Here is a 22,536-nt window from a genome sequence, read left to right on the forward strand (position 1 = left end):
GACCTACGCCGAGGGCGATTGCACACGAGCCGATTCCGACGGGCCTGTGACGCGAATGGCCCGCCGCACATCCGCCTTCGTCGACCGAATCCTCGGGGAGGGGGGGCGCCGGCGTCGTTCGTGTTGCCGCCGGTCGCTCCCGTTTCTCCCGACGGGGGCGGGCGGTCGAGCGCGGGGCGTCAATCATGTAGGAGAGCGCGTGCTCCTGGCGCCAGAGGGCAAACGTCCTCGGCGATGACCTTGGAACGCAAGGAACGTCGTACAATGTCCGGCGGAGCTCGTTCCGTGGCGTTCCGTGAGTCGTTTCCTTTGCTCGCCATGTTCGCAAGCGGCGTTGTGGCCGTCGTGGCGTGCGGGTCGGATCTCAGCGTGATCGGCCGGAACGTGACAGGCGCCGATGGAGGCCTGTCTCCGAACGAGCTCGATGCCGGCGCGATCGATGGCGCCGGCGGTGGTGATGGCGGCGGTGACGGAGGAGGCGGCGATCCGGGCGTCCACGGCGACGACGTCGACGCCGGCGTGGTCCTGCAAGGAGGCTGCGCTCCTGCTTCTTTCGCCACAGTCATCGACGCGAAGAGCGAAGGCGCCGTGGGTGACGGCGTCACGGACGACACGGTGGCGATTCAGAATGCCATCACCAAGGTCGTGGGCACCGGAGGCGCCGTCACGATCCCCGACGGGACGTACCTCGTCGCGCCCCCGTCGCAAGGCGGTCAGGCGCTCACCATCGCGTCAGGGATGACGCTGAAGCTCTCGTCCGGTGCCGTTTTGAAGGCGAAGCCCGGCGGACCGGAGAGCGCAGCGCTCATCGCCATACGCGGCCCCAACGTCAATGTGGTTGGCGGAACGATCGCCGGCGATCGTGCGAGCCACACCGGTACGGGGGACGTGGGCGTCGGGATCTCCATCATCGGTAGTGCGAACGTTTCGCTCGATGGCGTCACCATCGAAGGCTTCTGGAGCGATGGAGTTGCCATCCGAGGCGCCTCGAACATCACCCTCTGCGGTGTTCTCGCCCAACACAATCGGCGTCGTGGCGTCGGCATCGAATCGGTGGAGGGGTTCACCGCGACGAATTCGAGCTTCTCGAACACCTATGGCGCCGCGCCAGCCGCGGGCCTCTCCATCGAGGCCGTCGCGGGCGATACGGTTCACAACGTCAGCGTTCGCGGGTCGGGCGCGGCCGGCAATAGCGGCGGCGGTATCGTCATCTCCACGATCCCGGATCCCACTTCGAAAGCCTTCGAAATGACGTTCTCCGATGCACGTGTCGTTGCCAATCAAGGCAACGGATTCACGCTTGTCGGCGCGACCGCGGTCAAGATTCTCGCCAGCCAGATCCGCGACAATCGCGGCGATGGCATTGCCTTCGACGATCGCGCCACGAGCAACCTGGCAAACGGAAATACGATTACCGGAAACGGAGGGGTACCCATCCGCGATCCCTCCGGCGCCAACGAGACGAGCAACAACTCGTTCTGATCCCGGGTTCGTCCGGTCGCCGTCGAGGGGTGGACGGGCCAGTGACCAGGTAACCAGGCGTATTCGAAAAGAAATGACCATGGCGGTCGCCCATCACTCATTACATCCTTTGTCGGGGGGCTCTTTCGGGGGCAGGGAAGGGAATGACGGGCGCGACCGGCGCGACGACGAACGAAGGTGGGGAGGTTCGGGCGAGGTTGGCGTCTGCGTTCCCGGGCAAGGTGCTGGCGCGGTTGGTGACTCTTCTGTGGGCGTTTTCGACGACACCACCGAAGGCACCACCGCGCTCGCTCCTTGCGGGGGTTCTTCGTCACGTGATGTCGTCTCGTCTTCGTGTGAGCAGGACCGCCGCCCGAGCCCGCGTTCGGGGCTAAAACAAGGGCGATTGCTCGTCGTTTGCGCGTCGTTCCGCGCGCTCGACGTCTGCCCTCTTGATCTGCGAGGTTGGCAGGGCGCTATCCTTGCGCTCCAGTGTCTTCGGTTCCCGGTGCAGTGCGTTTCGTTTCGCTCGTCTCGCTTGCCTCGCTCGCCTCGCTTGTCTCGCTGCCGTCGCCGGCCCTCGCGCAGGACGACAGCGAGCGGGCGGCAGCGGCCTTCGAGGCCGGCCGGGCAGCGCTGGAAAAGGGCAACCTCGTCGAGGCATGCACGAAGCTCGCCGAGAGCGATCGTCTCGCGCCCAGCGGCCGAACGCTGCTGAATCTCGGTGACTGCTACGAGCGCCGCGGCATGTTCGCGAGCGCGTATACGAAGTTTCTCGAGGCAGCGGCGCGTGCGCTCCGGGCGGGAAAGACGGAAGCCGAACAGCACGCGCGCGAGCGAGCGGCGCGTGTGGAAGGGCGCGTCGCCCGCGTGAGCATCGTCGTGAACAAGCACGCCGAGGTCCCGGGGCTCGAGATCCGGCGCGATGGCGTCGTTCTGCAAGCCACGGCATGGAATACGCCTGAGCTCGTCGACCCTGGCACCCAACACGTTTACGAGGCGACCGCTCCTGGTCGGGCGCCATTCTCGGCGAGCGTGACCACCGAGCCCGGGAAGACGTCGTCCGTCGAGCTGGTATGGGCCGAAGCGAAGCCCTCGACGTCCGAGGCTCCACCGCCCGAGCCGAGTCAGCGCTCACATGTTCTCGCGTTCAGCCTCCTCGGCGCGGGCGCGGCGGGGGTCGTCGTCGGGACCATCGGAGGGCTCGTCGTGCTGGACGCGAAGTCGACCGTCTCGTCCCACTGCAGTTCCAGCACGCATCGCTGCGACGACGCGGGGTTCGAAGCGACCGATCGTGGTGCCACGTGGTCGATCGTCTCGCCCATCGCCTTCGGCGTAGGTCTTGCCGGAATCGGCGTCGGCGCGTGGCTTCTGCTGCGCGATCCCGAGAAGCCTCACTCCACCTCGTGGGTGGTCACGCCGCAGTGGAGCACCACGGGGGCGGGACTCTCGCTGTCGGGCCGCCTCTAACGGTCCTTGTCGAGGCGGGCGAGCGTGCGACGAATCTCGAGAAGCGAAGGTCGATCGGCCTGAGGTTTCGAGAGCATCTTGCCCACCAGCGTGGCCATGGCGCGCGGAACGTGGGGGGCGCGCTCGGCAAGCGGCACGATCTTGGGGGTCGCGATCGCTCGTAGGATGCGCGTGAGGCTCGATTGCTCGATGGGACGTACCCCGGCGAGACACTCGTAAGTGATCACTCCGAGCGCCCACACGTCCGTCGTGTGATTCACCTCGATGCCGGAGAGGACTTGCTCGGGCGCCATGTAGTGAGGTGTTCCGACGACCATGCCTTCTTGCGTGAGCTTCGCGCTTGCGGCGGTCTCACCTTCGTTGGCCGTGAGCTTGGCGAGGCCGAAATCCAGCACTTTCACGCGAGGTGAACGGAGCGATGCCTCTCGCCCATCGCCGAGCAGGAAGATGTTCTCGGGTTTGAGGTCGCGATGGACGACGCCAACGGCGTGCGCAGCCTCGACCGCCTCGACCACGGGCTTCAAGATCCGCACCGTCTCTCGAACGGGAAGGGGACCTGGTGGATCGCGTCGCTTGAGGACCCGAGCGAGCGAGAACCCGTCGAGGAGCTCCATGGCCATGACCATGGTGTTGCTCTCGGGCACCACGAACGTCTCGTGGACCTGCACGATGTGCTCGTGGCGGAGAGCGGCCGTGACGCGAGCTTCGCGCGAGAAGCGTCGCGCGGCTTCCGGATTCTCCGACTTGAGGAGCTTCAGCGCGACACGCTGTCCGGTTCCGGCGAGGGAGGCCTCCCACACCACCGACGTGCCGCCCTCGCCGAGGAAGCGTTCGAGGGTATACCGATCTCCGACGACATCGCCGACCTGGGGCTCTCGAGGTGGAGCAGGGGCTCGACGCGCGGCTTCGCGCGCCAACTCGGCGGGGGTCGTCACCCTCCCGTCACGGATGATGACGCGCTCCGGTGCGGACGCGCGCGCCGGAGGAGAGGCGGGCCCGGTGCGTGCCACTTCGCTGAGGAGCACGCGGCACTGCTCGCAGCGATCGATGTGGACGTGCAATGCCGCGATGTCTTGTGCAGAGAGCCGGTGTTCGACGTAGGCGAGGACGTCGTTGTCGGTCAAACAATTCGGCACGGCTCGTGTAGACTACTGGAGTGCTGGCGGAAGTCATGATCGCTCGCGCCGACAAGGCGAAAGCCGCGCTCTCGGAGGTGGTCGGCCTCGAGTCGCTGGTTTCCGATCTGGTCGAACGGGCGCGGATGTCGTGGCCACAGTTCGATGTCGACCCCGAAGCGTTCGCGGATCACGTAGCGGCGAGCATCGACGACGCCCCCGATCCGCGTGTGGCGCTGGCGCAGCTCCACGCCTCCGACCTTTGGCTCGCCCTGGCGTGCGGTCTCGGCAAGACGAAAGCCATTGGCCTCTTCGAAGAGCAGCTCGCTCCGATCGTCGACGACGCGCTCGCCAACATGCGCGAGAAGGTGTCCGTCGACGACGTTGCCCAAGCCCTTCGCGAGAAGCTTCTGGTCGCTCGTAACGGTGCTGCGCCGAAGATTTTCGAATATTCCGGCCGCGGGCCGCTGTACGGCTGGATTCGAATCGCCGCCATCCGCCTCGCATTGAGCTCGACTCGACGGGGCGATGCCGCCTCCATGAAACCCGTGACGCGCGAAATGTTGGTCGACGTCGCGAGTGCCATCAATCCCGAGCTCGATCTCCTTCGCTCGCGCTATTCGAAGCAGTTCAAGGCGGCATTCGAAGCCGGCCTCGCCGAGCTCTCGCCCGAACAGCGCAACGTTCTCCGCATGAATCTCGTCGACGGATTGTCGATCGACGAAATCGGTACGTTGCTCGGCGTCCACCGCGCTACGGCCGCACGCATGCTCCAGCGTGCCCGCGATCTCCTCCAGAAACGAACGCGCGCCATTCTTCGCGACCAGCTCGATCTCGGCACGCACGAGCTCCGGAGCATCCTCGATCTCGTCGGAAGCCAGCTCGATCTCTCGATTGCCCGTGTGCTCACCGAGACGCCGTTGCCGTTCGACCAGAGGGAGGAACTGCGACGTCCGCCCAAGGCCAAGCCCACGCCTTCGCCGACAACGGCCCCGAAGACGGGAGGGCTGAAGAAGCCTGCGAAGTCCGCGAAGCCCACGAAGCCCGCCAAGCCCGTGAAGAGCAAGTCGCGCGCCTGAAGCGCCGATTGTGCGATGCCGCACGGCGGCTGGTGCCGGCCTTGGCACGCGTGTAAAGTTCGAGCAGGATGGACGTGCTCCCGTGCCCGAAATGCGGACATGCCGTCGACATGCAGTCACGGCGATGCCCCATCGACGGTTACGAGATCGACGATACCGATCTGTTGGCGGTCGCCGCCACGATTACGCCCGAGCAGCTCGCGACCCAGAAGACGGCAGGCGCGAACGGTGACCTCGTCGGTCGGAAGCTCGGAAAATACGTCCTCAAGGAGCTCATCGGCCGAGGGGCGACGGCGAGCGTGTGGAGCGCCGAGCACCAGGAGATTGGCGGCAACGTGGCCGTCAAAGTCCTCGACCAGCGGCCGGTGGACGGTGCCGAAGCCCACGAGCGATTCCTTCGTGAAGCGCGGGTCAGCGCGAAACTCGATCACGATCACGTCGTCAAGGTCATCGACTTCGGGCGCGACGCTTCGGTCGGTAGCTACATCGTCATGGAGCGGCTCACCGGGCAGCCACTCGATCGCCTCATCGCCGCCGAAGCTCCACTCGACGAGCGCCGCGTCGTAGCCCTCGCTCTGCAGGTGACCGACGCGCTGGGCGCTGCGCACGCGCTCGGTATCGTTCATCGCGATCTCAAGCCGGGAAACATCTTCCTCACGCGCTCGCTCGGAACCGAAGTCGTGAAGGTGGTGGACTTCGGTATTGCGCGCGTGACGTTCGAGCGCGCCACCGACCTCACGGGGGCGGGCGTCGTCTACGGCACGCCGCTCTACATGAGTCCCGAACAATGGGACAACGTGGGCGTCGGACCGGCGAGCGACATCTACGCTCTCGGCGTCGTTCTCTACGAAGCGCTGACGGGGCGATTGCCAATCGCCGCCACCGCCATTACCGAGATGGCGAAGAAGGTCGCGCTCGAGGAGCCTCCCTCGATGCGCGCCACGCGGCCGAACCTCTCGCCCGGTGTCGACGCCATCGTGCTTCGCTGCCTGCAGAAGGAGCCCGAGGATCGCTTCGCGACGATGATGGATCTCGCGGATTCGCTCCGTGAGCTCCAAGATCGTAAGACCGCGCCGAAGCGCTCTCGGCTCAAGGGCCTCGTTCTTCCTGCCGTCGGCGCCGTCCTCCTCGCTCAGGGAGGGTTCACCGCTGCGCGCTGGCGCTCGAACGAGCACGTGCCACAACCGGAGATTCGCGCGGCCGCGGAAGCTCCTCGAGCGACGGAGGCCGCCGCATCGCTTCCACTGCCGGCGCCCGTCGCTCCGGTGGTCGTCGCCTCGGCCAGCGCTTCGACGGCGCCGGTGGCGCGCGTGCCTGGGGCGACGCCCGCGTCTACGGCGGCGCGTCAGGACTCGAAGAAGCCGAAAGGCCGGCCCGCGTCGGCGAGCCGAGGTTCGGGCGTACCCTCGCTTTACGCGGACGATTGGTAGTCGCCATGCGCCGTCATCGGGCTCTTGCTCTCCTTCTGATCGGTGCCGTCGCCGCGGCGGCCGCGTGCGCACCGCTCGTCGGCGCGGAGTTCGATGGCTACTGGCGCGGCACGGACATCGTCGAGTCCGACGGGGCCGACGCATCCGACGGGGCCGACGCCGATCCCCACGTCGGACCTTCCAATGGTCCTGACGCCGCCAAGTCGTGGTGTGATCAGAATCGTGGCGACGCGGCTTTCTGCTCCGACTTCGACGACGACGATCTCAGCCGCTTTTCGGCCATCGTGCAGGAGGCTGGAACGGTCCAGATCGACCGCTTGATTCCGAACTCGAAGCCGTTCGCGCTCGTGGCCTACGCGAACGCGATTGACGCCGGTGAGCTGACGCAAAGCTACGTCGCGTATACTTCGGGGGCCGAGGCGACGAAGTTCGTCGATGTCCGGTTCGACGTCCGTGTCGACCAGCCGAGCGTCGGGGGGAAGCTCGTCGATCAGATACTCGCGCTCGTCACCGTCGAGACGAACGCGCCCTCACCGACGAAATGGTTGGTCGGAATCGGGGTGAGCTCGAACGCCCGCTACTACCTCACACAACACCTCGACGGCACCACCAAGTGGGACCCAATCTGGTTCGACCCATCAGACGCGGGCGCGCACGTCACCCAGTTCGACACCCTTCGACTGCGGCTCAGGATCAACGGTATCAACAACGCGTCCGTCGAGTTCTACATCAATGACGTCCGGCAGACGGGCAGCGCTACGACCGCGTCAGCCCCCATCCCTGCGGGCAAGTTCACCGTGTCGCTCGGCATCCCCTTGTCGGGAGGTGGACCGCGACCGGCGTTCGAGACGCGTATCGACAACGTCGTGATCGACACGCAATAGACACACGACGAGCAAGGCGCCTCCTCGTGGACGTATCGAGGCGATGTTGTGCCATGGGGGAAGAAAAGGATGCCGTCAAGCTGACGGGGTCGCATCGAAATCGGGTCGACGAGCGATTCTGTCCGCGACGCGCTGCGACTTGCTCCAATTTCGCGGCGTCTTAGGTGCATGGCCCTCAGCCTTGGACGAACGCTCGCAGCGATGACGTTCCTGGGGATCGCGGCATGCTCGGCATCCGACGATCCCGATCGGTTGAAGGGGGGAACGACGGAGGGAACGGATGCGGCGGCCGATGCCGGCATTCCGTTCGAAGCCGTGCCGCCTCGCGCCTATGTGGCGAAGGTGAAGACGCTCTTGACCGGACTTGCGCCGACGGACGAAGAGGTCGCGGTCGTCGAGCAAGATCCGTCGAAGCTCGCTGGTCTCGTCGACGGCTGGATTCGGCAGCCGGAAGGGGAGGCGTCGATCTTCGCCTTCTTCCAGTCGGCCTTCCAGCAAGTTCAGATCGACGGAAACTCGTTCTACGACCAGCTGAACTATCTCGCGCGCAACTCCTTCAAGGGCGGCATGCCCGTCGGCGCGATCATGCTCCAGCAATTCCAGGAGAGCTTCGCGCGCACCGCGTGGCAGCTCGCTATGGTCGAGGGCAAACCGTTCAATACGCTCTTCTCGACGAAGAGCTTCATGATGACTCCGGCGCTCGTCGTGGCGATGCTCTTCTTCGAGCGCGACTCGGGGGACGGCTATTATCCGTCGAGCATCTACGACGAGCTTTGGGGCGCCGAGCTCGCCAACATGATCGTCACCGATCAGGGCGCGATTCCCATCGAGCAAACGCTCGACCCCAAGAGCCCGAACTACCTGCACTGGTACGACGGGGGCGCCAAGCTTCCGTGTGGGCCGAAAAAGCTCTTTCCGACGAACGCGAAGAACTACACCACCGCGCTCTTCCACCTCTTCTTGGGCAGTTGGGTCGTCGGCAATGGCAACATCGGCCCCGTCATCGATGCCACCGACGCGTGCATACCAAAGGCCGCCGGGCCGATGCTGTTCGACGATTCGGACATCCACGAATGGCGAATGGTGAGCTTCCGCCAGGTCGACGAAGGCGAGTTGCCCACGCGCATGTGGGATTTGAAGACGATCCGCGCCTCGACGCGTGACATCCCGATTCCGATTCGATCGCAGCGCGTTGGTCCGTTCACCACACCGGCCTTCTTCGCGAACTGGCCGAGCAACGTGAACAACCAGGCGCGTGGCACGATGAATCAGGCGCTCATCGTTGCGCTCGGCGCCAGCTTCGACGGCTCGAACGTCGTCGCACAGAGCGGGCTCGAAACGAACGACACGCTCGCCTCGTCCGACGCCGCGCATGCGAGAGATCCTTCGTGCCAGGGGTGTCACAACGCGCTCGACCCGATGCGCCAGTTCATCACACGCACGTTCAATCCCTGGTACGGCGTCACGAACAAGCCGGAGGACAAAGCAAAGCTCGGCTCGTTCGACTTCTTCGGCAACAAGACCGAAGGGACGTCGCTCTACGATCTCGGGCGCATCTTCCAGGATCATCCGCTCCTCCCAGGCGCGTGGGTTCAGAAGCTCTGTTTCTGGGCGAACTCCGCTGCGTGCTCGGAAGACGATCCGGCCTTCACCGCCCTCGCCGACGGTTTCAAGGCGAACAACTACGACTTCCGCCGGTTGCTCGTCGACTTCCTCTCGTCGCCTCTCGTCACGGGCGCGGCGCCCACGGCGACGGCGCAGGCGAGCGGAGAGCTCGTCTCCATCTCGCGGCTCGATCACTTCTGCATGGCGCTACAGAACCGGCTCGGGATCAAGAACGTCTGCTCGGTGACGGCCACGGCGGTCTCGGTCTCGCTCAGCATTCCGACGGACTCGTACACGCGCGGCGCGGTGGAGCCGTTCCAGCCCACCGATCCGGGGCTCATCACCCGAGCTGCCACGGAGAATCTCTGTATCGAGATTGCTTCGAGCGTCGTCGACGTCACGACGGGCCCTAGCCGGTACACGAGTGCCGACCCGAATGCGGCCATCCTCGACATGGTTTCGAACGTCATGGCGCTGACTCCGAAGGACCCTCGCTACGCCGATGCTGTCCAGATTCTGAAAGGCCATTACGCGGACGCACTCGCCGCCCAGCAGACGCCGACGGACGCTCTCGAGTCGACGTTCACGCTCGCCTGCACCTCGCCCTCGTCCGTCTCCATCGGTCTCTAACCCATTCGGGGTTTTCGACATGAAGATTTCTCGTCGCCAGTCCCTCGTGGGATCGCTGTTCGGCGCGGGCGCCATCGGATTGCGTGCGCTCGCGACCGGTCTGCCGGTGGGCTTCCTTCTCGATCCGAAGAAAGCTCTCGCGGCTCCCGAGTCGAGCCTGACTCCGCAATATCTGCTTCTCTCGGTGTCCGCGAATGGCAGCCCGCTGAATACGAATTGCCCAGGCACGTACGTGACCGGGCTTCCTCATCCAACCTCGGCCGACATGGCGCCCACCGAGATCTCGCTCGGCGGCCAGAAGGTCATCGCGGCCAAGCCGTGGTCGACGCTTTCCCAGGCCGTGCTGGATCGAACGGCGTTCTTCCACTACGCCACGCGCACCATCGTGCATCCCGACGGTGGGAAGGTGCTTCGCCTCTTCGAAGGTGCGCGCAAAGAGATGACTGTGTCTCTCTGTGCGAAGGCGGTTCAGCCTGCGCTCGGATGCATTCAGTTCCAGCCCCTTGCGTTCGCCGGCGCCATCGAAGCCGACGGCCGCGCGCTCCCCACGCTCAGCGCCGTCGGCATTGGCAAGACGCTCGCGAACGCTCCTGGTCCGCTCGAGAAGCTCCAACAGATTCGCGATCGCGATCTCGATCGGCTGAACGCCCTCTTCAAAGCAAGTGGCACGAAGGCCGAGCGTGATTACCTCGACAAGCTCGCGCTCTCACAGACGCAGGTGAGAAAGCTCTCGACCGACCTGCTCCAAGCGCTCTCGACCATCAAAGACAACGGCACGGTCAACCAGATGCTGGCCGCCTGCGTGCTCTTCAAGATGAACGTGGCTCCGGCGGCGACGATGTTCATCAACTTCGGAAACGACCTCCACGCCGACATCGGTTACGGCACGGAGTCGTCGTCGCTCGTCAGTGCGATTGGGGCAATGAACCAGTTCTTCACCACGATCCTCCCGCAGTTCGGGCTCCAGGATCAGGTCACGCTGAGCATCATGGACGTGTTCGGCCGCGTTCTCGTCAGCGACGGCTCCGGCCGTGCGCACCACGGCGGTCACTGCGCAGGATTCATCATCGGCAAGAACGTCAAAGGCGGCGTTGTCGGTGGGCTCGCCCAGCCGTCACCGAACAACTTCGTCGCGTCGCCGCTCTCGTCTTCGACGGGCCTCCCCGACGCCTCGGGCGACGTGCAATTCGGCGAGCTCCTTGGCGCCTACGGAAAGACTCTCGCCGCAGCCGTCGGCGTCTCGAGTGCGACGATCGATGACTCGATCGACAAGGGCAAAATCGTTCGGTCTGCGCTCGTGGCAGCCCCCAACGCGTGAGGAGTGTTTTCATGAAGACGCGAGTGTTCGCGCCGCTCCTTGCGGCGATTGCAGTGGCTTGTGGTTCGTCCGAAACCGAGATTGGCCCTGCGGACTCGTCGGGGAATACCAAGGGCGTCCGGACGGACGACGGAACGAACGGAGGAACGAGCGGCAACTCCAGCGGTGGTTCTGCCAATCCGGAGGGGGGCGCAGGCGGTGACCGAGACGCGTCGTCGGACGGCGGTGGCGATCCCTGCGACGTGCCCAGCTCGTCGATCGACGGAGTTGCCGACGCGAAGCATCCCTCCGGACAGGCCCCGCCGATCTGCGTGCCCAAGGGGTTCAAGACGGCGATGATCGACGACTTCACGGGGAAGGCGTTGAGCGACGCCTGGCTCACGCCCGGAAACAAGGACTTCAAAGCGAGCTACGTCGACCCCAAACAAGTCTCCGTTCACGACGACCAGCTCGACATTGCCTATTCGTTCACGGGCAAAGCGGCGGACAAGCCGCTCGTCGGTTGGGCGCAGGCCTCGCGTGCCTCGGCACGCGTCCAGACATATGGCAAATACCTTGTTCGCCAGCGTGTCGACGCGGTGAAAGATCTCGCGGCTGCTCTTCTGCTATGGCCGAAGGCCGCCAATACGTGGCCGCCGGAGATCGACTTCTGCGAAGACGACTTCGGAATGCGTCATTGGTATTCGTTCAATCACTACAAGCACGATGGTGCGCACGCCTACACGACGAATGACAGCACGGTGACGAGCCCGGACTGGCACACGTGGGGCGTGGAGTGGACGCCTTCGAGCGTGACCTACACCCTCGACGGCAAGGCTTGGAAGGTCGAGACCGATCCCGAGATGGTTCCGAACATCGACATGTATTTGGGATTCACGATGTCGACGTACAACCGGCCTGCGGTCGCCGGCTCCGGCCACTGGCTCGTCGACTGGGTCGCGATCTACTCGATGCTGTGAATCAGCCTCGTTCCTGAGGCTCGGCGACCAGCACCGCAACGTCGTCGGGGCGTTCCCCCGACGGAAGACGCGTGCTCTCTGCGAGTGCATTCGCGGCACGCAGCACGGGCTCCGCGTTTGCGATCTCGAGGATGCGCGCCTCGGCGACGTGGCGAAACAGGCCGTCCGTCGCCACGACGAGGCGCTCTCGCAACGCTGGATGGGCCGGATGGGCCGTGCTGGTAGGCCTGGCGAGACCGCTGCCGAGGCGCCGTCGGTCGGCGTTCGCGGTGAGTTTCGTCACGCTCGAAGCGCCGACGAGCCATGCCTCACTGTCGCCGGCCGCCGCGCAGATCGACATGCCGTCTGCGAGCACCACGACGACGGCAGTGGTCTCGCCGATTCCTTCGAGCTCGCGATCGGTGTCCGCGAGCAGCTCGCGCCAGCGCGCCACGGAAAGCAGATCGAACGTGGTGTCGAGCACGGCATCGCGGACGCGCTCGAGCACGACGTCCGCGGCCTTCGCTCCGTCACCCAATCCGCCGGCACCGTCGGCGACGGCGAGGACGGCGACGTCGCCGCGCGCGAACACGTCGGCTCGGTCCTGACACGTTTGGGGACTCGAGGCCGGCGCGACCGCGCGCGAGACGAAGAACGACACGACGATGTCAGCGCGGGCCGGGCGAGGCGCAGCGGTTGTTGATGCACTTGATCGAAGGCGAATTGCAGCAGTCGCCGTCGGTATTGCACTTCTCGAACTCTTGCGAGCACGTCGGTGCCTGCGTGGTGCAGACGAGCTGACCGCCGCTGTTGGGGCGACAGTAGCCGCCGCAACACTCGTCGCCGGTCTCGCAAGTTGCCCCGTCGGCATTGCACGGATCGACGACCCAGTAGCCGCGTGAGTTGCCGGCAAGGAGCTCTTGCGCGGGCAAGTAGAACGCCGGGTGGCTGGGATCCGTACCGGGCGGCGCATTGAGATCGATCGCCGCCACCCAAAGCTTCTTCGGCGTGGGCGTCGTGGTCAGATCGAAGTTGCGCGGATCGCTGTGGTACGGGTTGATGGTCGCCACGTCGCCGTACATGCGGCGGCTCGTGAAGACGACCCAGGCGTAGCCGCCCGACGGCACGGGGTTCACGGTCGGCTCGTAGTTGAGCGTCGCGTCGTCGGCGTGACCGGTGTCCGCGCGCGAAGGCACATAGCCCACGCCGTTCAGCTTCTCGAGCGGGTGAGCCGTCTTCGTGGCCACGTCGATCCACCAAAGCTCGGCGCGTGCACCGATGTCCGCGCTCGCGCCACTGTCACCATCCGCGCGCGTTTCGCCGTAACCGCGCGTGTTCGGTCGCGTCATGAGCTGGAACACGATGGCGTCGTTGGTCGGCAAGTACGAGGGGTACAGCGCCTGATGCGCCGCATTCGGCGGCGTGTAGATCGGCGTCATGTTCGACCACGTGGAGGTGCCCTTGTCGAACGTCATTGCCCCGAGCGTCCGCTTGTCGGCGCCGGTCATGCCTGCGTACATCGTGAAGGCGAGGCCTTTGCCATCGGGCGAGAAGACCGGGAAGGCGGCACGCAGACCTGCGGGCCAACCTTGCGTCGTGACCGGCGCCGGCGTCTTGGTCCCGCCGCCACTCGCGGTCTGGTAGAGCTGATTGACGTTGCTGTTCGAGCCCGCGGCGTCGCTCGAATCGCCTAGGAAGAGCGAGCCGTCGGGGTAGATGGCCGGCCATGCGTAGTTCGTGCCGCTCGTGACCGTCTCGGTCGGTCCCTTGAGGTCGTAGGTCGAGAACGCCCTGTCACCTGCTTCGCCACGCTGGGTGATGAGCACCGAGCCGTCGGCGGCGACGGAGTGGCAGACGCGACAGTTGGCGGCGCTTCCGTCGCCACCGGCGACGAGCTTGGGCTCCGTCGAGCCGCCGCGGACGGCGAGCGTAGCGCCGCCAAACTTGTCGTCGACGCCGCCCTTGGCTCCGGTGTAATTCTTGGCGAGCTTGGTGCCGTACGAATTGTAATAGACGGTGCCCTTGAGGGGCGCGCTCGCGACCTTCCACTTCGTGGTGATCGTGCCGTAGGCCGCTCCGCCCTTGGCGAACGTGAGCGTGACGTTGACGTCTTCACCGCCGTTCGACGAAAGGATCTTCTTCCACGTCGCCTGCGGAATCGGATGATGCGTGAAGGGCGCCTTCGTCTTCTTGAAGAAACCTTCGTATTCGAAGGCCGCCTCGGTGACGTGGATGTAGACCGCGTCGTAGTCGCCCTGGGCGCCCGGTTTCCACTGGAGCAGCGGAGCGAGCACGCCGCGCGGCCACACCGTGTCGGTATACGGATAGAGGAGGGAGAGATTGGGATCGGGCGTGGCCGTGCCCGTCAAGACGGCGATCGTCGCGTCGTCGACGGCCGCACCGGGCCCTTCGCCGCCCACCCCGCCGTACCCGCCGGAACCTCCGGGGCCATCAGCGGTGGCTCCGTTCTCTCGCACCTTGAGCTTCACGGTAACGGTGGTGGTGCCCGTTCGGCCGCTCCACGTCGCGGTGATCGTCGCCTTGCCGCCGGTCTTGCCGGAGGGCGTGAATAGACCTTGCGGTGTGATGGTTCCGAGCTCGCCGCGATCGATGCTGAAGACGGCTGGGACTTGCTGGTTGTCCTTCGTTGCCGCGAGGAACTGGACGGTGGGCGGGGCCTGCCCATCGACCATCTCGATGACGGGATCGGCCGGCGTGACGATGAGCCCTCCCGTGTTCGGATCGACGGTGGCATCCGGATCACCCAAGCTCGGGGTGGGATCCTGTCCGTTGGGCTTCTCGCTGGCCCCGTCGGTCGAGTCGCTTCCACACGCTGCGATGGTCGCGGCGCCGAGGACAGCAAGTACGAGAGGAGCAGCCAGCAAGTACAGCGATCGCATGTTGGACACTATATCGACGCACCCTGCACACGCGCGAGAAAGGCATGCGTCTCCTTCGTTAAGTCTTCGCCTCGGCGAGTGAATCGTGCACGGCGTGGGCTGAACGCGTACACGCGCGCCTTACGCGGGCGAGGGGGCGAGGGGGCGAGGGGCGAGGGGCGAGGGGCGAGGGCCGAGGGGCGAGGGCCGAGGGGCGAGGCCGACGCGAGACGAAGACGCCGAGCTGCGTTGGCGTCGTACATCTCGCTCTCGTGAATTCGTCGTGACCGGTCGGCGTTGCGTTTGCCCGCGCTCTTCACGTGGTCGTACGATGTTCGATTATGCTGGACCCGATTCGACGCTCACTCCTGCTCACGGCATCACTCCTCGCTGCAGTCTCCACGTTCGCAGCCTGCGGGAGCGACAGCGAATCGGAGTTCAAGCCGACGGGCGGCGATGGTGGCCAGATCGACAACGGCAACGGCCATGGCTCGTTCGATCCGGGCGGTGGTACCGACGATTCGGGTACCGGGCCCGGCAGCACGCAAGGCTTCGACGTGCAGCCGAGCACCTTGCAGACGATCACCGTCGTCGCCGGCCAGACGACTCCCACCGTCGTCTTCGATGCGACGCTGAAAGGCGCCCCGGCCAACGTCGGGTGGAGCATCGATCGTGGAGACGTCGGGAGCATTGGAGCAGGGCCGGCCTCGACGGGCGTGTTCACGCCGAGCGGCAAGACGGGCGGTCTCGTCACGATCATCGCGGGCCTCAACGGTCAGACGATCCAGCGTCAGGTCTTCGTCAAGCTGACGGGCGAACAGAACGGTGTGAACACGTCGATTCCGAGTCAGGCCGCGCAGGTCCCTGCGAACGCGGCTGCTCTCGGAGCGGGCGGCGGTGTCGGTGGCGTTGGTGGCGAAGGCCTAGGCGTGGCAGTTACCGATCCGACGATCACGACGGCGCTCGGCGCTCCGACCGACGGCACTGCCAAGAGTTTCAAATTCCTCTATCCGTACGACAAGACCGTTTTCCCGCGAGGACTGCTCGCGCCGCTCCTCCAATGGAGCTCGTCGCTCGGCGATGCCGATGCCATCCAGATCAAGCTGTCGACCACGAGCGGTTCGTTCTCGTGGACCGGAACCTTCGGGCGCCCTGCGATTCTCGGCGCCGCGGGCAAGTTCATTCGCCACCCGATTCCCCAAGACGTGTGGGCGATGGCGACGAACACGGCGGGCGGCACGTTGCCCGACGGCTCGCAAGACAAGCTCACGGTGAGCCTCGTCGTCGCGAAGGGCGGCGCGGCCTACGGTCCGATCACCGAGACGTGGTCGATCGCTCCTGGGCGACTGGCTGGTACCGTTTATTACAATTCGTACGGCACGAACCTCGCCAAGAATTCGAATGACCTCGACAAGAACGGCAGGCAATACGGCGCTGCGGTTCTCGGCATTCGCGAGGGCGCGACCGGTCCGTCCGTCGTTGCCGGTCCGGATAGCGGAATCAACGGAGCGGGGTGTCGCGTCTGTCACACCGTTGCGCAAGATGGCAGCCGGCTCGTCGTGCAGCATGGCGACAATTACGCGGCGTCGTCGACTTACGACCTCAAGAACTCGAATGCCGAGACGAAGCTGACGGGATACGACAACCTGTTCGGCTGGGCCGGCCTCTCCCCTGACGGCACGATGGCCTTCACGAACGCCGCCGACCTAGCGGCGGGGGCACCGGCCAGCAGGCTCTATACGTTCCCGCCGACGTCCACGACGCCGCTCTCGGTGACAGGCATTCCGGACAATCTGAAGGCGGGGACGCCGACGTTCTCCCCCGACGGCAAGCACGTGTCGTTCGACTTCATCAGCGGCGCCATCGGCGCGGCGACCGGCAATGGCACCCAGCTCGTGGCGATGGACTTCGACAAGACCACCCTGGCGTTCACCAACCTGCGCACGCTTGCGACGATGACGGGTGGCAAGCGCGCGGGCTTCCCGTCGTTCTTCCCCACCAACGACGCCGTCGCCTTCCATTACCAGATCGTCTCATCGAACCACCGCTACAACACGTGGCATCAGGCGACCTCACAGATCTGGTGGTCGGACCTCGCGACCGGAACGGCCAAATCGCTCGAGCAGCTCAATGGCGGGCAGCCCGATGGCACGAATCGCTATCTGCCCACGGGCCCCAGCCACGCGACCGACGAGGTGCTCAACTACGAGCCCACGGTCAATCCCGTCGCCTCCGGCGGCTACATCTGGGTCATCTTCACGAGCCGTCGTATGTACGGCAACGTGGCGACGGCCGACGCGTGGCAGAGCGATCCGCGCAGCTACGACATGACGGATCTGACGAAGATCACGACCAAGAAGCTGTGGGTCGCGGCGATCGATCTGAACGCCGCGCCGGGCACCGATCCGAGCCACCCCGCGTTTTACTTGCCCGCGCAGGAGCTCCTCGCCGGCAACGCGCGCGGCTTCTGGGTTCTCGACCCTTGCCGCACCGACGGCACGGATTGCCAGAGCGGTGACCAATGCTGCAACGGCTTCTGCCAGCCGTCGTCGGGCGATCCGGCGAAGCTCGTGTGCTCGAACAAGCCGCCCACAGCGACGTGCTCGATGGTGCAAGAGAAGTGCTCCGCCGACGGGGACTGCTGCGACAAGGCGAACAAGTGCGTGAACGGCTTCTGCGCACAGCCCGGCCCGCACTAAGGAAGCGCGTCTCGAACACCGAAGGCGCGCTGAAATCGAACTTCAGCGCGCCCAGTCAATCGTCGTCGTCTCGTAGTGGCGCATCTCGGCGATATTCGGCATGTACGGCTGGATGGCTGCAAGGAAGGGCCTGAACTCCGCGCTCTTCCGGAAGCCCTGCAAATGCCCCTCGAGCGAATCCCAGACGATGCGCAGGATGAAGCTCTCCGGCGCCTCGGTGCAGCGCGAGAGCTCGTAACTCAGACAATGCGGTGATGCGCGGAGGCTGGCCGAGGCCTTCTCGTAGGCGCTCGTGAACTCGTTCGCTCGGTCGGCGTCGATGGTGTAGCGGATGTATTCGACGATCATGGTGCCTCTCTGCCTCGCACGATACGCCGAGAGATGGCATTCGTCGTATGGATGCTCGTCATACAACCCATCGACATCGCCGATACCTACTTCGGCGCGCTCGAGAAGCATCGAACGACCTCGCCCCTCAACCATCGGTGAGCTTCGTCGTGGCTCGAGCGCGTCGACCAGACTTGGCTGAGAACGTAACCGGGAAGCTCGAAGGGCAGCTCGAGCTTGCGTAGCCCGAGGGACTTCACGAACGGAGCGAGCAAGCGTAGGGGAGCCGTCAAGGCCAGATCGGAGCTCGCCACGACGTGGGGCGCGACGAGAAAGTGGGGCACTGTCATCCGCACGCGTCGTCGCAAGCCGTGCTTCGCGAGGATCGCGTCGACCGTGCTCTTCGAGCCCGCGCCGGACTCCGTCGAAGTCGCAACGAAGAGATGTTCGAGCGCGGCGTAGTCTTCGAGGCTCGGCTTCGAGCGCGCAGGGTGGCCGCGACGAACCACGCAACCGAACCGCTCTTCGGAGAGGTCTTGGCTTTCGAGCGCGGCGTCCACGGCGTACTTGCGGCCCAACTTGAGGTCGATGTCGCCGCGTTTCAGCGCCGTGCTCCAGTCGGCCGGGAGTGCGCTCACGCGAATGTCGATCGCCGGAGCCGACTTTTGGATCATCGCCGCCAGTTTCGGCAGAGCGTAGAGCCCGAGGTTGTCGGTGGCGGCGATGCGGAACAGACGACGGCTGGTCTTCGGATCGAACGCCGCCGGCGGTGTGAACACGCGCTCGAGTTTGGCGATGGCTTCCGCGACCGGCTCGACGAGCTCCTTGGCTCGCTCCGTGAGAACCAGCTCGCGACCGACGGGAACGAGCAGCGGATCGTCGAAGTGCGCACGGAGACGGGAGAGCGCATGGCTCATCGACGACTGGCTGAGGCCCACCGCCTTGCCTGCACGCGTGACGTTGCGGTGCGCGAGCAGGGCACGGAGCGCCACGACGAGGTTCGTGTCGATGCCGCGGAGTTGCATGGGCCTACGGAACCGCGCGCCGTGTGAGGCGTCAATCGAGACGTCCTGCGGCCCTCGCAAGCTCCACCATGTTTCCAGCCCACTCGGGTGCGACCCGGGAAATGCTCGCCTTCGCGGCGAGGCGGTGCCTACTGCGGCGACCACTTGCGTGGACCGAGGATTTCGGGGCCCACGGTGGGCGAGGGCCCCGAAATCCACGGTCCTTTGCACAAGTCTGTCGCGAACTCCGTTTGACTATTCCATCAGCGCAACCGAGTTGCGCTGTAGACTCCGGCGCTCCGGATGGGCCGGCCCGAGACAACGCGTTCATTCGCTCGCATCGCACGCGTCTCGCGTGAGCTCCGTGGCTCGCGATTCGCCGCACGCGTGACGGGCCTTGGCGGCGCCAGCGTCGTCTCGCAGTGCTTCGGGGCGGTCGCGTTGTTTCTGATGACCCGCGCGCTCTCGCCGTCGCAGGTCGGCCAGTATCAGTTGTTTCTCGCGACGTCGGCGCTCGTCGCGTCGGTGAGCTTGCTCTCGTACCACTCCGTGCTCCCGCATCTCGAGGAAGCAGGCTACCGGACGCTCACGAAGGCGCTCCTCGTCTGGAACGTATTCGTCGGCCTCGTGACCGCGAGCGTCCTGCTCCTTCTCCGTGTGCCGCTTCCGATGGCAATCGGTGCCCAGGTTCTCGCCGCGGGCTTCACGTCGATTGCCGAGATGAGCAACATCCGAGCCCAGAAGACGAGCCGCATTGCCTTCGCGCGTCTGGCGCTCTCGATCTCGAACCTCGCGTGGGTCGCGCTCTCGTGCTTCGCCTTCCGTGTGCCGTCGCTCGAGAGGCTCGTCTACGGCCAGGTCGCGCTCGCCCTCGTCACGGGGGTCGTCTACGCGGCACTCACGCTGCGCGGCGCTCTCGGCGGTCGCCTCCACTGGCGCGAGCTCCGACCGATCATCGTCCTCAAGCGGAATTGCGCGTTCTATTACGCACCGTCGGAGCTCCTCGGGAGCATGACGTTCAATCTTCCGACGATCCTCATCGAGCGCTATTTCGGGCTCGCGCTCGCAGGTCAATTCGGCGTGGTGCTCCGATTCTGCGGAGCGCCGGTTACGATTCTGTCGAATACGATTGGCCAGATTTATCACGGCTCCTTGGCGCGAGCGGTGCGCGAGCGCGCGCCGGGGGCTCATCGTAATTTCCTCCGCCTGCGGCGTGCACTGATTGGGGTTGGCGCGTCCTCCGGGCTCGGCGTGTTTCTCTTCGTGCCGCTGGCCGTCACGCTCTTGCTCGGCCCGACCTGGAACGACGCCGCCAATATCGCGCGCGCTCTCAGCCCCATGTACGGGACCATGATCGCCGTGGGCCCGCTGGTTGCGTCATTCCAGGTTTTCGAAGCGCAGCGAGCGATGCTCCTCCTCCAGATCGGCGCCGCCACCATCTCGGCGGTATCGTTCGTCCTGGCGGGAACGATTGGCCACTTCTGGGTCGGCGTGGGCCTCTACTCGCTGTTCGTTTCGATTCGATATCTCGTGGTGCTCGTCAGTATTTCGAAGATGTCGCGTCAGCGTCTGCTCGCGTTCGAGTCCACGTGACGCCTCAGAGTGCGGTGATCTTCGTCTTCAGGTCGAAGGTGAGCGGTTCGTCGCCGGCGCGGTAGTTGCCAACGTAGACCCAGATCGATCCTTTGGCGGGGATGGCTGGAGTCTTGGTTCCAGTGAGGCAGGCCGAATACGTGGCCGAGTTGCCGCTGCACGAGATCTCGGCGCCGGAGAGGCAGGCCTTGCGTGCGTCGGTATCGGAAGGCAGCGTCGAATAGGCGGCGATGAGCACGTCGGGCGTCACCTGACCCGTGGCCGCGCTTGCGCCGACTTCGATCTTGGCGGCGGTCGCGTTCGGGTTTCGAATCTCGACGTAGACGTAGTGGGTGTCGGTCTGGGTCGAGAGGCTGCACGGCACGCTGCTGGCCGTGAGGCGTTTGATCTTGTCGCTGTTCTGAGTGACCCGCCGTGATGTGGTCGTACCCACGGCCGTGCCGACCGTCACGATGCGCGAGGCCGTCTCGCACGTCATCGCGGGCGGTTCCCAGGCGCAGGTCGCGCCGCACGTCCAGGCGCGGGTGACGTCGTCCTGACAGCCTTCGGTGCGGTCTTGTTTTTCCCCCGCCATGCATCGATCGACGGCGATGGACTCACCCACGCAAGGTTGCGCGACCCACGTGCACTGGTCGTTGCACGTGCGGCTCGTGGTTCCGCAGTAGCCGCATGCGGTCGGCGCTTCGTTCGTGCCGGGCGCGCATGCACCCGCAGGTTCGCTGCAGGAACCGAACTCGCTCACGACGTTGTCCGCGTCGCACGTCGCCGCCTGCGTTCCGCAGTTGCCGCAGGAGCGCGCGAACGTCTCGCCGACGGTCGAGCATGGGCCGCCCGGGACCGGAGGAACGTCCTCGCAGCTCTGGGCGTTCGTCGTCGTGCTCGTCTGGCCGATCGGACACGTCGTGCACTTCCGGTTCGCCACTGCAGTGCCCGTTGCTTCGACGAAGCTCCCCAGGCCGCAGTCCGCCCACGGCGTGCAGGCCGTCGCGGCGGTGCCGTCGTGATCCCACGTTCCTTCGGCGCACGGAACTTTCGCGGCCTCGCCTCCTGCGCAATAGGTACCCGCTTCGCAGCTCGCGCACTCCGTGGCCGCGTTCCCATCGTCGTCCCACGTTCCGGCCTCGCACGGCTCGGGCGTCGTTGCGTCACCGGAGTCCTTCGATGCATCGACCTCGGCAGCGTCGGGCCTCGCAGCGTCGGGCCTCGCAGCGTCGGGCCTCGCAGCGTCGGGCTCGTCGACGTTCGAGCTCGCGTCTTCCTCTTCGCGTACGACGGTCGTTTGGCCTGCGCTGCCGTCCGCATTCGACGGATCGCTCTCACACGCACCAAGCAAGGCGACCCCGGTGCCCGTCGCGAGGGCGAGAAGGCATCCCCGAAACACACGCTGATCCATCGCTGATTCCTCTTCGAGCCCGTTCGAAAGGGAGGGCCCGCCATGACGCCGGACTCTAGAGGGGAGGTTATGAAATTGAAAGTCGTTTTCATTATGTGCCCGCAACGTTGGCGCTCGCGTCGACGCCGCGAGGCGGCATCGCGGTCACGTCGGCGCGATCAGGCTCAGCCAGGCGGCGTAAAGGGGATACCGAGCTCGCGGCACCACTCGCGCAGCTTGCTCGTCATCTCTTCGCGCTGGCTCAGAGTCAGCTCGAGATACGTGAGGCACGTTCCCAGCTCGGTCGGCGTGAACGTCTTGATCGGTTGGCGGAGCAGCCAGTTGAGCGCCGCGCTGGCCGCACGGGCGACGGCGGACGGCGTCACGAGCGCAATGCGGGGGCCACGCCTGCGCCCTTGCCAAAGCGAGGCGACCTGCCGTTGTTGCACGACGGTGGGCGCCCCACCGAAGCTGAACACCAGCATCTCTTCGAACTCGTCACCCTTCTCGGTGATGTCGTCGATGAATGCCGTCCACTCGACGTCCCTCGGTGGCTCGGCGCTGTGGAAACAGAGATAGGCGTGATCGACGAGACCGAACCGCATCGTAACGTCCGTTCTTGGAAACGGCGGGTACGTCGGGGGTGAGTCCGCCAGAGCCATCGCGTGCAGAATTGCGTCCGATGTGGGACTCAGGGAGTACCCGATCGGGTACTTGTAAGCCTGCCGCGGA

17 protein-coding genes are annotated in these 22,536 nt (G+C 65.5%); 10 read left to right on the top strand and 7 right to left on the bottom strand.

The features are described 5' to 3' along the window. Positions 1 to 264: 264 nt before the first annotated feature. Together AKJ09_RS24795 and AKJ09_RS24800 are read left to right on the top strand one after the other, a co-directional pair. A complete protein-coding gene (locus AKJ09_RS24795; RefSeq protein WP_169927833.1) occupies positions 265 to 1,482 on the top strand; it encodes a right-handed parallel beta-helix repeat-containing protein in 1,218 nt (405 codons plus the stop codon). A 492-nt stretch (positions 1,483 to 1,974) separates the two neighbouring features. After that, a complete protein-coding gene (locus AKJ09_RS24800; protein WP_146649815.1) occupies positions 1,975 to 2,931 on the top strand; it encodes a hypothetical protein in 957 nt (318 codons plus the stop codon). Here the strand turns inward: AKJ09_RS24800 and AKJ09_RS24805 are convergent. Continuing rightward, positions 2,928 to 4,067, bottom strand: coding sequence for a serine/threonine-protein kinase (locus AKJ09_RS24805; protein ID WP_146649817.1), 1,140 nt, complete (start codon positions 4,065 to 4,067; stop codon positions 2,928 to 2,930). The two genes, AKJ09_RS24800 and AKJ09_RS24805, sit on opposite strands and share 4 nt — an antisense overlap. Before the next feature lie 35 nt (positions 4,068 to 4,102). On the opposite strand from AKJ09_RS24805, the gene AKJ09_RS24810 reads away from it, so the two are divergent. The 6 genes from AKJ09_RS24810 (at position 4,103) to AKJ09_RS24835 (ending at position 11,951) form a co-directional block, all read left to right on the top strand. Further along, positions 4,103 to 5,125 (top strand): sigma-70 family RNA polymerase sigma factor, encoded by a 1,023-nt coding sequence (locus tag AKJ09_RS24810; RefSeq protein ID WP_146649819.1) that lies wholly within the window; start codon positions 4,103 to 4,105, stop codon positions 5,123 to 5,125. 68 nt (positions 5,126 to 5,193) lie between these two features. Beyond that, positions 5,194 to 6,555: a serine/threonine-protein kinase gene (locus tag AKJ09_RS24815; protein WP_146649821.1), complete on the top strand. Its 1,362-nt coding sequence runs from the start codon at positions 5,194 to 5,196 to the stop codon at positions 6,553 to 6,555. A gap of 5 nt (positions 6,556 to 6,560) precedes the next feature. After that, a complete protein-coding gene (locus AKJ09_RS24820) occupies positions 6,561 to 7,439 on the top strand; it encodes a hypothetical protein (protein ID WP_146649823.1) in 879 nt (292 codons plus the stop codon). 168 nt (positions 7,440 to 7,607) lie between these two features. After that, a complete protein-coding gene (locus AKJ09_RS24825) occupies positions 7,608 to 9,674 on the top strand; it encodes a hypothetical protein (protein WP_146649825.1) in 2,067 nt (688 codons plus the stop codon). Between the two features lie 19 nt (positions 9,675 to 9,693). Next, positions 9,694 to 10,992 (top strand): DUF1501 domain-containing protein, encoded by a 1,299-nt coding sequence (locus AKJ09_RS24830; RefSeq protein ID WP_146649827.1) that lies wholly within the window; start codon positions 9,694 to 9,696, stop codon positions 10,990 to 10,992. An 11-nt stretch (positions 10,993 to 11,003) separates the two neighbouring features. Further along, entirely contained in the window at positions 11,004 to 11,951 is a 948-nt protein-coding gene (locus AKJ09_RS24835; protein ID WP_146649829.1) for a glycoside hydrolase family 16 protein, read from the top strand. A gap of 1 nt (position 11,952) precedes the next feature. On the opposite strand, the gene AKJ09_RS53245 is transcribed toward AKJ09_RS24835, so the two are convergent. Next, a complete protein-coding gene (locus AKJ09_RS53245) occupies positions 11,953 to 12,591 on the bottom strand; it encodes a PP2C family serine/threonine-protein phosphatase (protein ID WP_169927835.1) in 639 nt (212 codons plus the stop codon). 7 nt (positions 12,592 to 12,598) lie between these two features. Further along, the gene (locus AKJ09_RS24845; protein WP_146649831.1) at positions 12,599 to 14,830 is read right to left on the bottom strand and encodes a TolB-like translocation protein; all 2,232 of its coding nucleotides are present in this window, start codon (positions 14,828 to 14,830) and stop codon (positions 12,599 to 12,601) included. A 320-nt stretch (positions 14,831 to 15,150) separates the two neighbouring features. On the opposite strand from AKJ09_RS24845, the gene AKJ09_RS24850 reads away from it, so the two are divergent. Beyond that, positions 15,151 to 17,508 (top strand): hypothetical protein, encoded by a 2,358-nt coding sequence (locus AKJ09_RS24850; protein WP_146649833.1) that lies wholly within the window; start codon positions 15,151 to 15,153, stop codon positions 17,506 to 17,508. Positions 17,509 to 17,550: 42 nt separating this feature from the next. On the opposite strand, the gene AKJ09_RS24855 is transcribed toward AKJ09_RS24850, so the two are convergent. After that, a complete protein-coding gene (locus AKJ09_RS24855; RefSeq protein WP_146649835.1) occupies positions 17,551 to 17,856 on the bottom strand; it encodes a putative quinol monooxygenase in 306 nt (101 codons plus the stop codon). Between the two features lie 86 nt (positions 17,857 to 17,942). Next, a complete protein-coding gene (locus tag AKJ09_RS24860; protein WP_146649836.1) occupies positions 17,943 to 18,860 on the bottom strand; it encodes a LysR family transcriptional regulator in 918 nt (305 codons plus the stop codon). Positions 18,861 to 19,142: 282 nt separating this feature from the next. On the opposite strand from AKJ09_RS24860, the gene AKJ09_RS24865 reads away from it, so the two are divergent. Continuing rightward, positions 19,143 to 20,432 (top strand): lipopolysaccharide biosynthesis protein, encoded by a 1,290-nt coding sequence (locus AKJ09_RS24865; protein WP_169927836.1) that lies wholly within the window; start codon positions 19,143 to 19,145, stop codon positions 20,430 to 20,432. 4 nt (positions 20,433 to 20,436) lie between these two features. Here AKJ09_RS24865 and AKJ09_RS24870 read toward each other — a convergent pair whose 3' ends face one another. Next, positions 20,437 to 21,825: a hypothetical protein gene (locus AKJ09_RS24870; protein ID WP_146649841.1), complete on the bottom strand. Its 1,389-nt coding sequence runs from the start codon at positions 21,823 to 21,825 to the stop codon at positions 20,437 to 20,439. A gap of 164 nt (positions 21,826 to 21,989) precedes the next feature. Further along, complete coding sequence (locus AKJ09_RS24875; RefSeq protein WP_146649843.1) at positions 21,990 to 22,409, bottom strand: hypothetical protein; 420 nt, start codon at positions 22,407 to 22,409, stop codon at positions 21,990 to 21,992. Between the last annotated feature and the right edge of the window lie 127 nt (positions 22,410 to 22,536).

The organism is Labilithrix luteola (genome assembly GCF_001263205.1).
Classification (GTDB): Bacteria; Myxococcota_A; Polyangia; order Polyangiales; family Polyangiaceae; genus Labilithrix; species Labilithrix luteola.

Coding starts and splice junctions, on each gene's coding strand:
- AKJ09_RS24795 (WP_169927833.1), top strand. CDS start 265: ATGTCCGGCGGAGCTCGTTCCGTGGCGTTCCGTGAGTCGTTTCCTTTG.
- AKJ09_RS24810 (WP_146649819.1), top strand. CDS start 4,103: ATGATCGCTCGCGCCGACAAGGCGAAAGCCGCGCTCTCGGAGGTGGTC.
- AKJ09_RS24815 (WP_146649821.1), top strand. CDS start 5,194: ATGGACGTGCTCCCGTGCCCGAAATGCGGACATGCCGTCGACATGCAG.
- AKJ09_RS24820 (WP_146649823.1), top strand. CDS start 6,561: ATGCGCCGTCATCGGGCTCTTGCTCTCCTTCTGATCGGTGCCGTCGCC.
- AKJ09_RS24825 (WP_146649825.1), top strand. CDS start 7,608: ATGGCCCTCAGCCTTGGACGAACGCTCGCAGCGATGACGTTCCTGGGG.
- AKJ09_RS24830 (WP_146649827.1), top strand. CDS start 9,694: ATGAAGATTTCTCGTCGCCAGTCCCTCGTGGGATCGCTGTTCGGCGCG.
- AKJ09_RS24835 (WP_146649829.1), top strand. CDS start 11,004: ATGAAGACGCGAGTGTTCGCGCCGCTCCTTGCGGCGATTGCAGTGGCT.
- AKJ09_RS24845 (WP_146649831.1), bottom strand. CDS start 14,830: ATGCGATCGCTGTACTTGCTGGCTGCTCCTCTCGTACTTGCTGTCCTC.
- AKJ09_RS24850 (WP_146649833.1), top strand. CDS start 15,151: ATGCTGGACCCGATTCGACGCTCACTCCTGCTCACGGCATCACTCCTC.
- AKJ09_RS24855 (WP_146649835.1), bottom strand. CDS start 17,856: ATGATCGTCGAATACATCCGCTACACCATCGACGCCGACCGAGCGAAC.
- AKJ09_RS24860 (WP_146649836.1), bottom strand. CDS start 18,860: ATGCAACTCCGCGGCATCGACACGAACCTCGTCGTGGCGCTCCGTGCC.
- AKJ09_RS24865 (WP_169927836.1), top strand. CDS start 19,143: ATGGGCCGGCCCGAGACAACGCGTTCATTCGCTCGCATCGCACGCGTC.
- AKJ09_RS24870 (WP_146649841.1), bottom strand. CDS start 21,825: ATGGATCAGCGTGTGTTTCGGGGATGCCTTCTCGCCCTCGCGACGGGC.
- AKJ09_RS24875 (WP_146649843.1), bottom strand. CDS start 22,409: ATGCGGTTCGGTCTCGTCGATCACGCCTATCTCTGTTTCCACAGCGCC.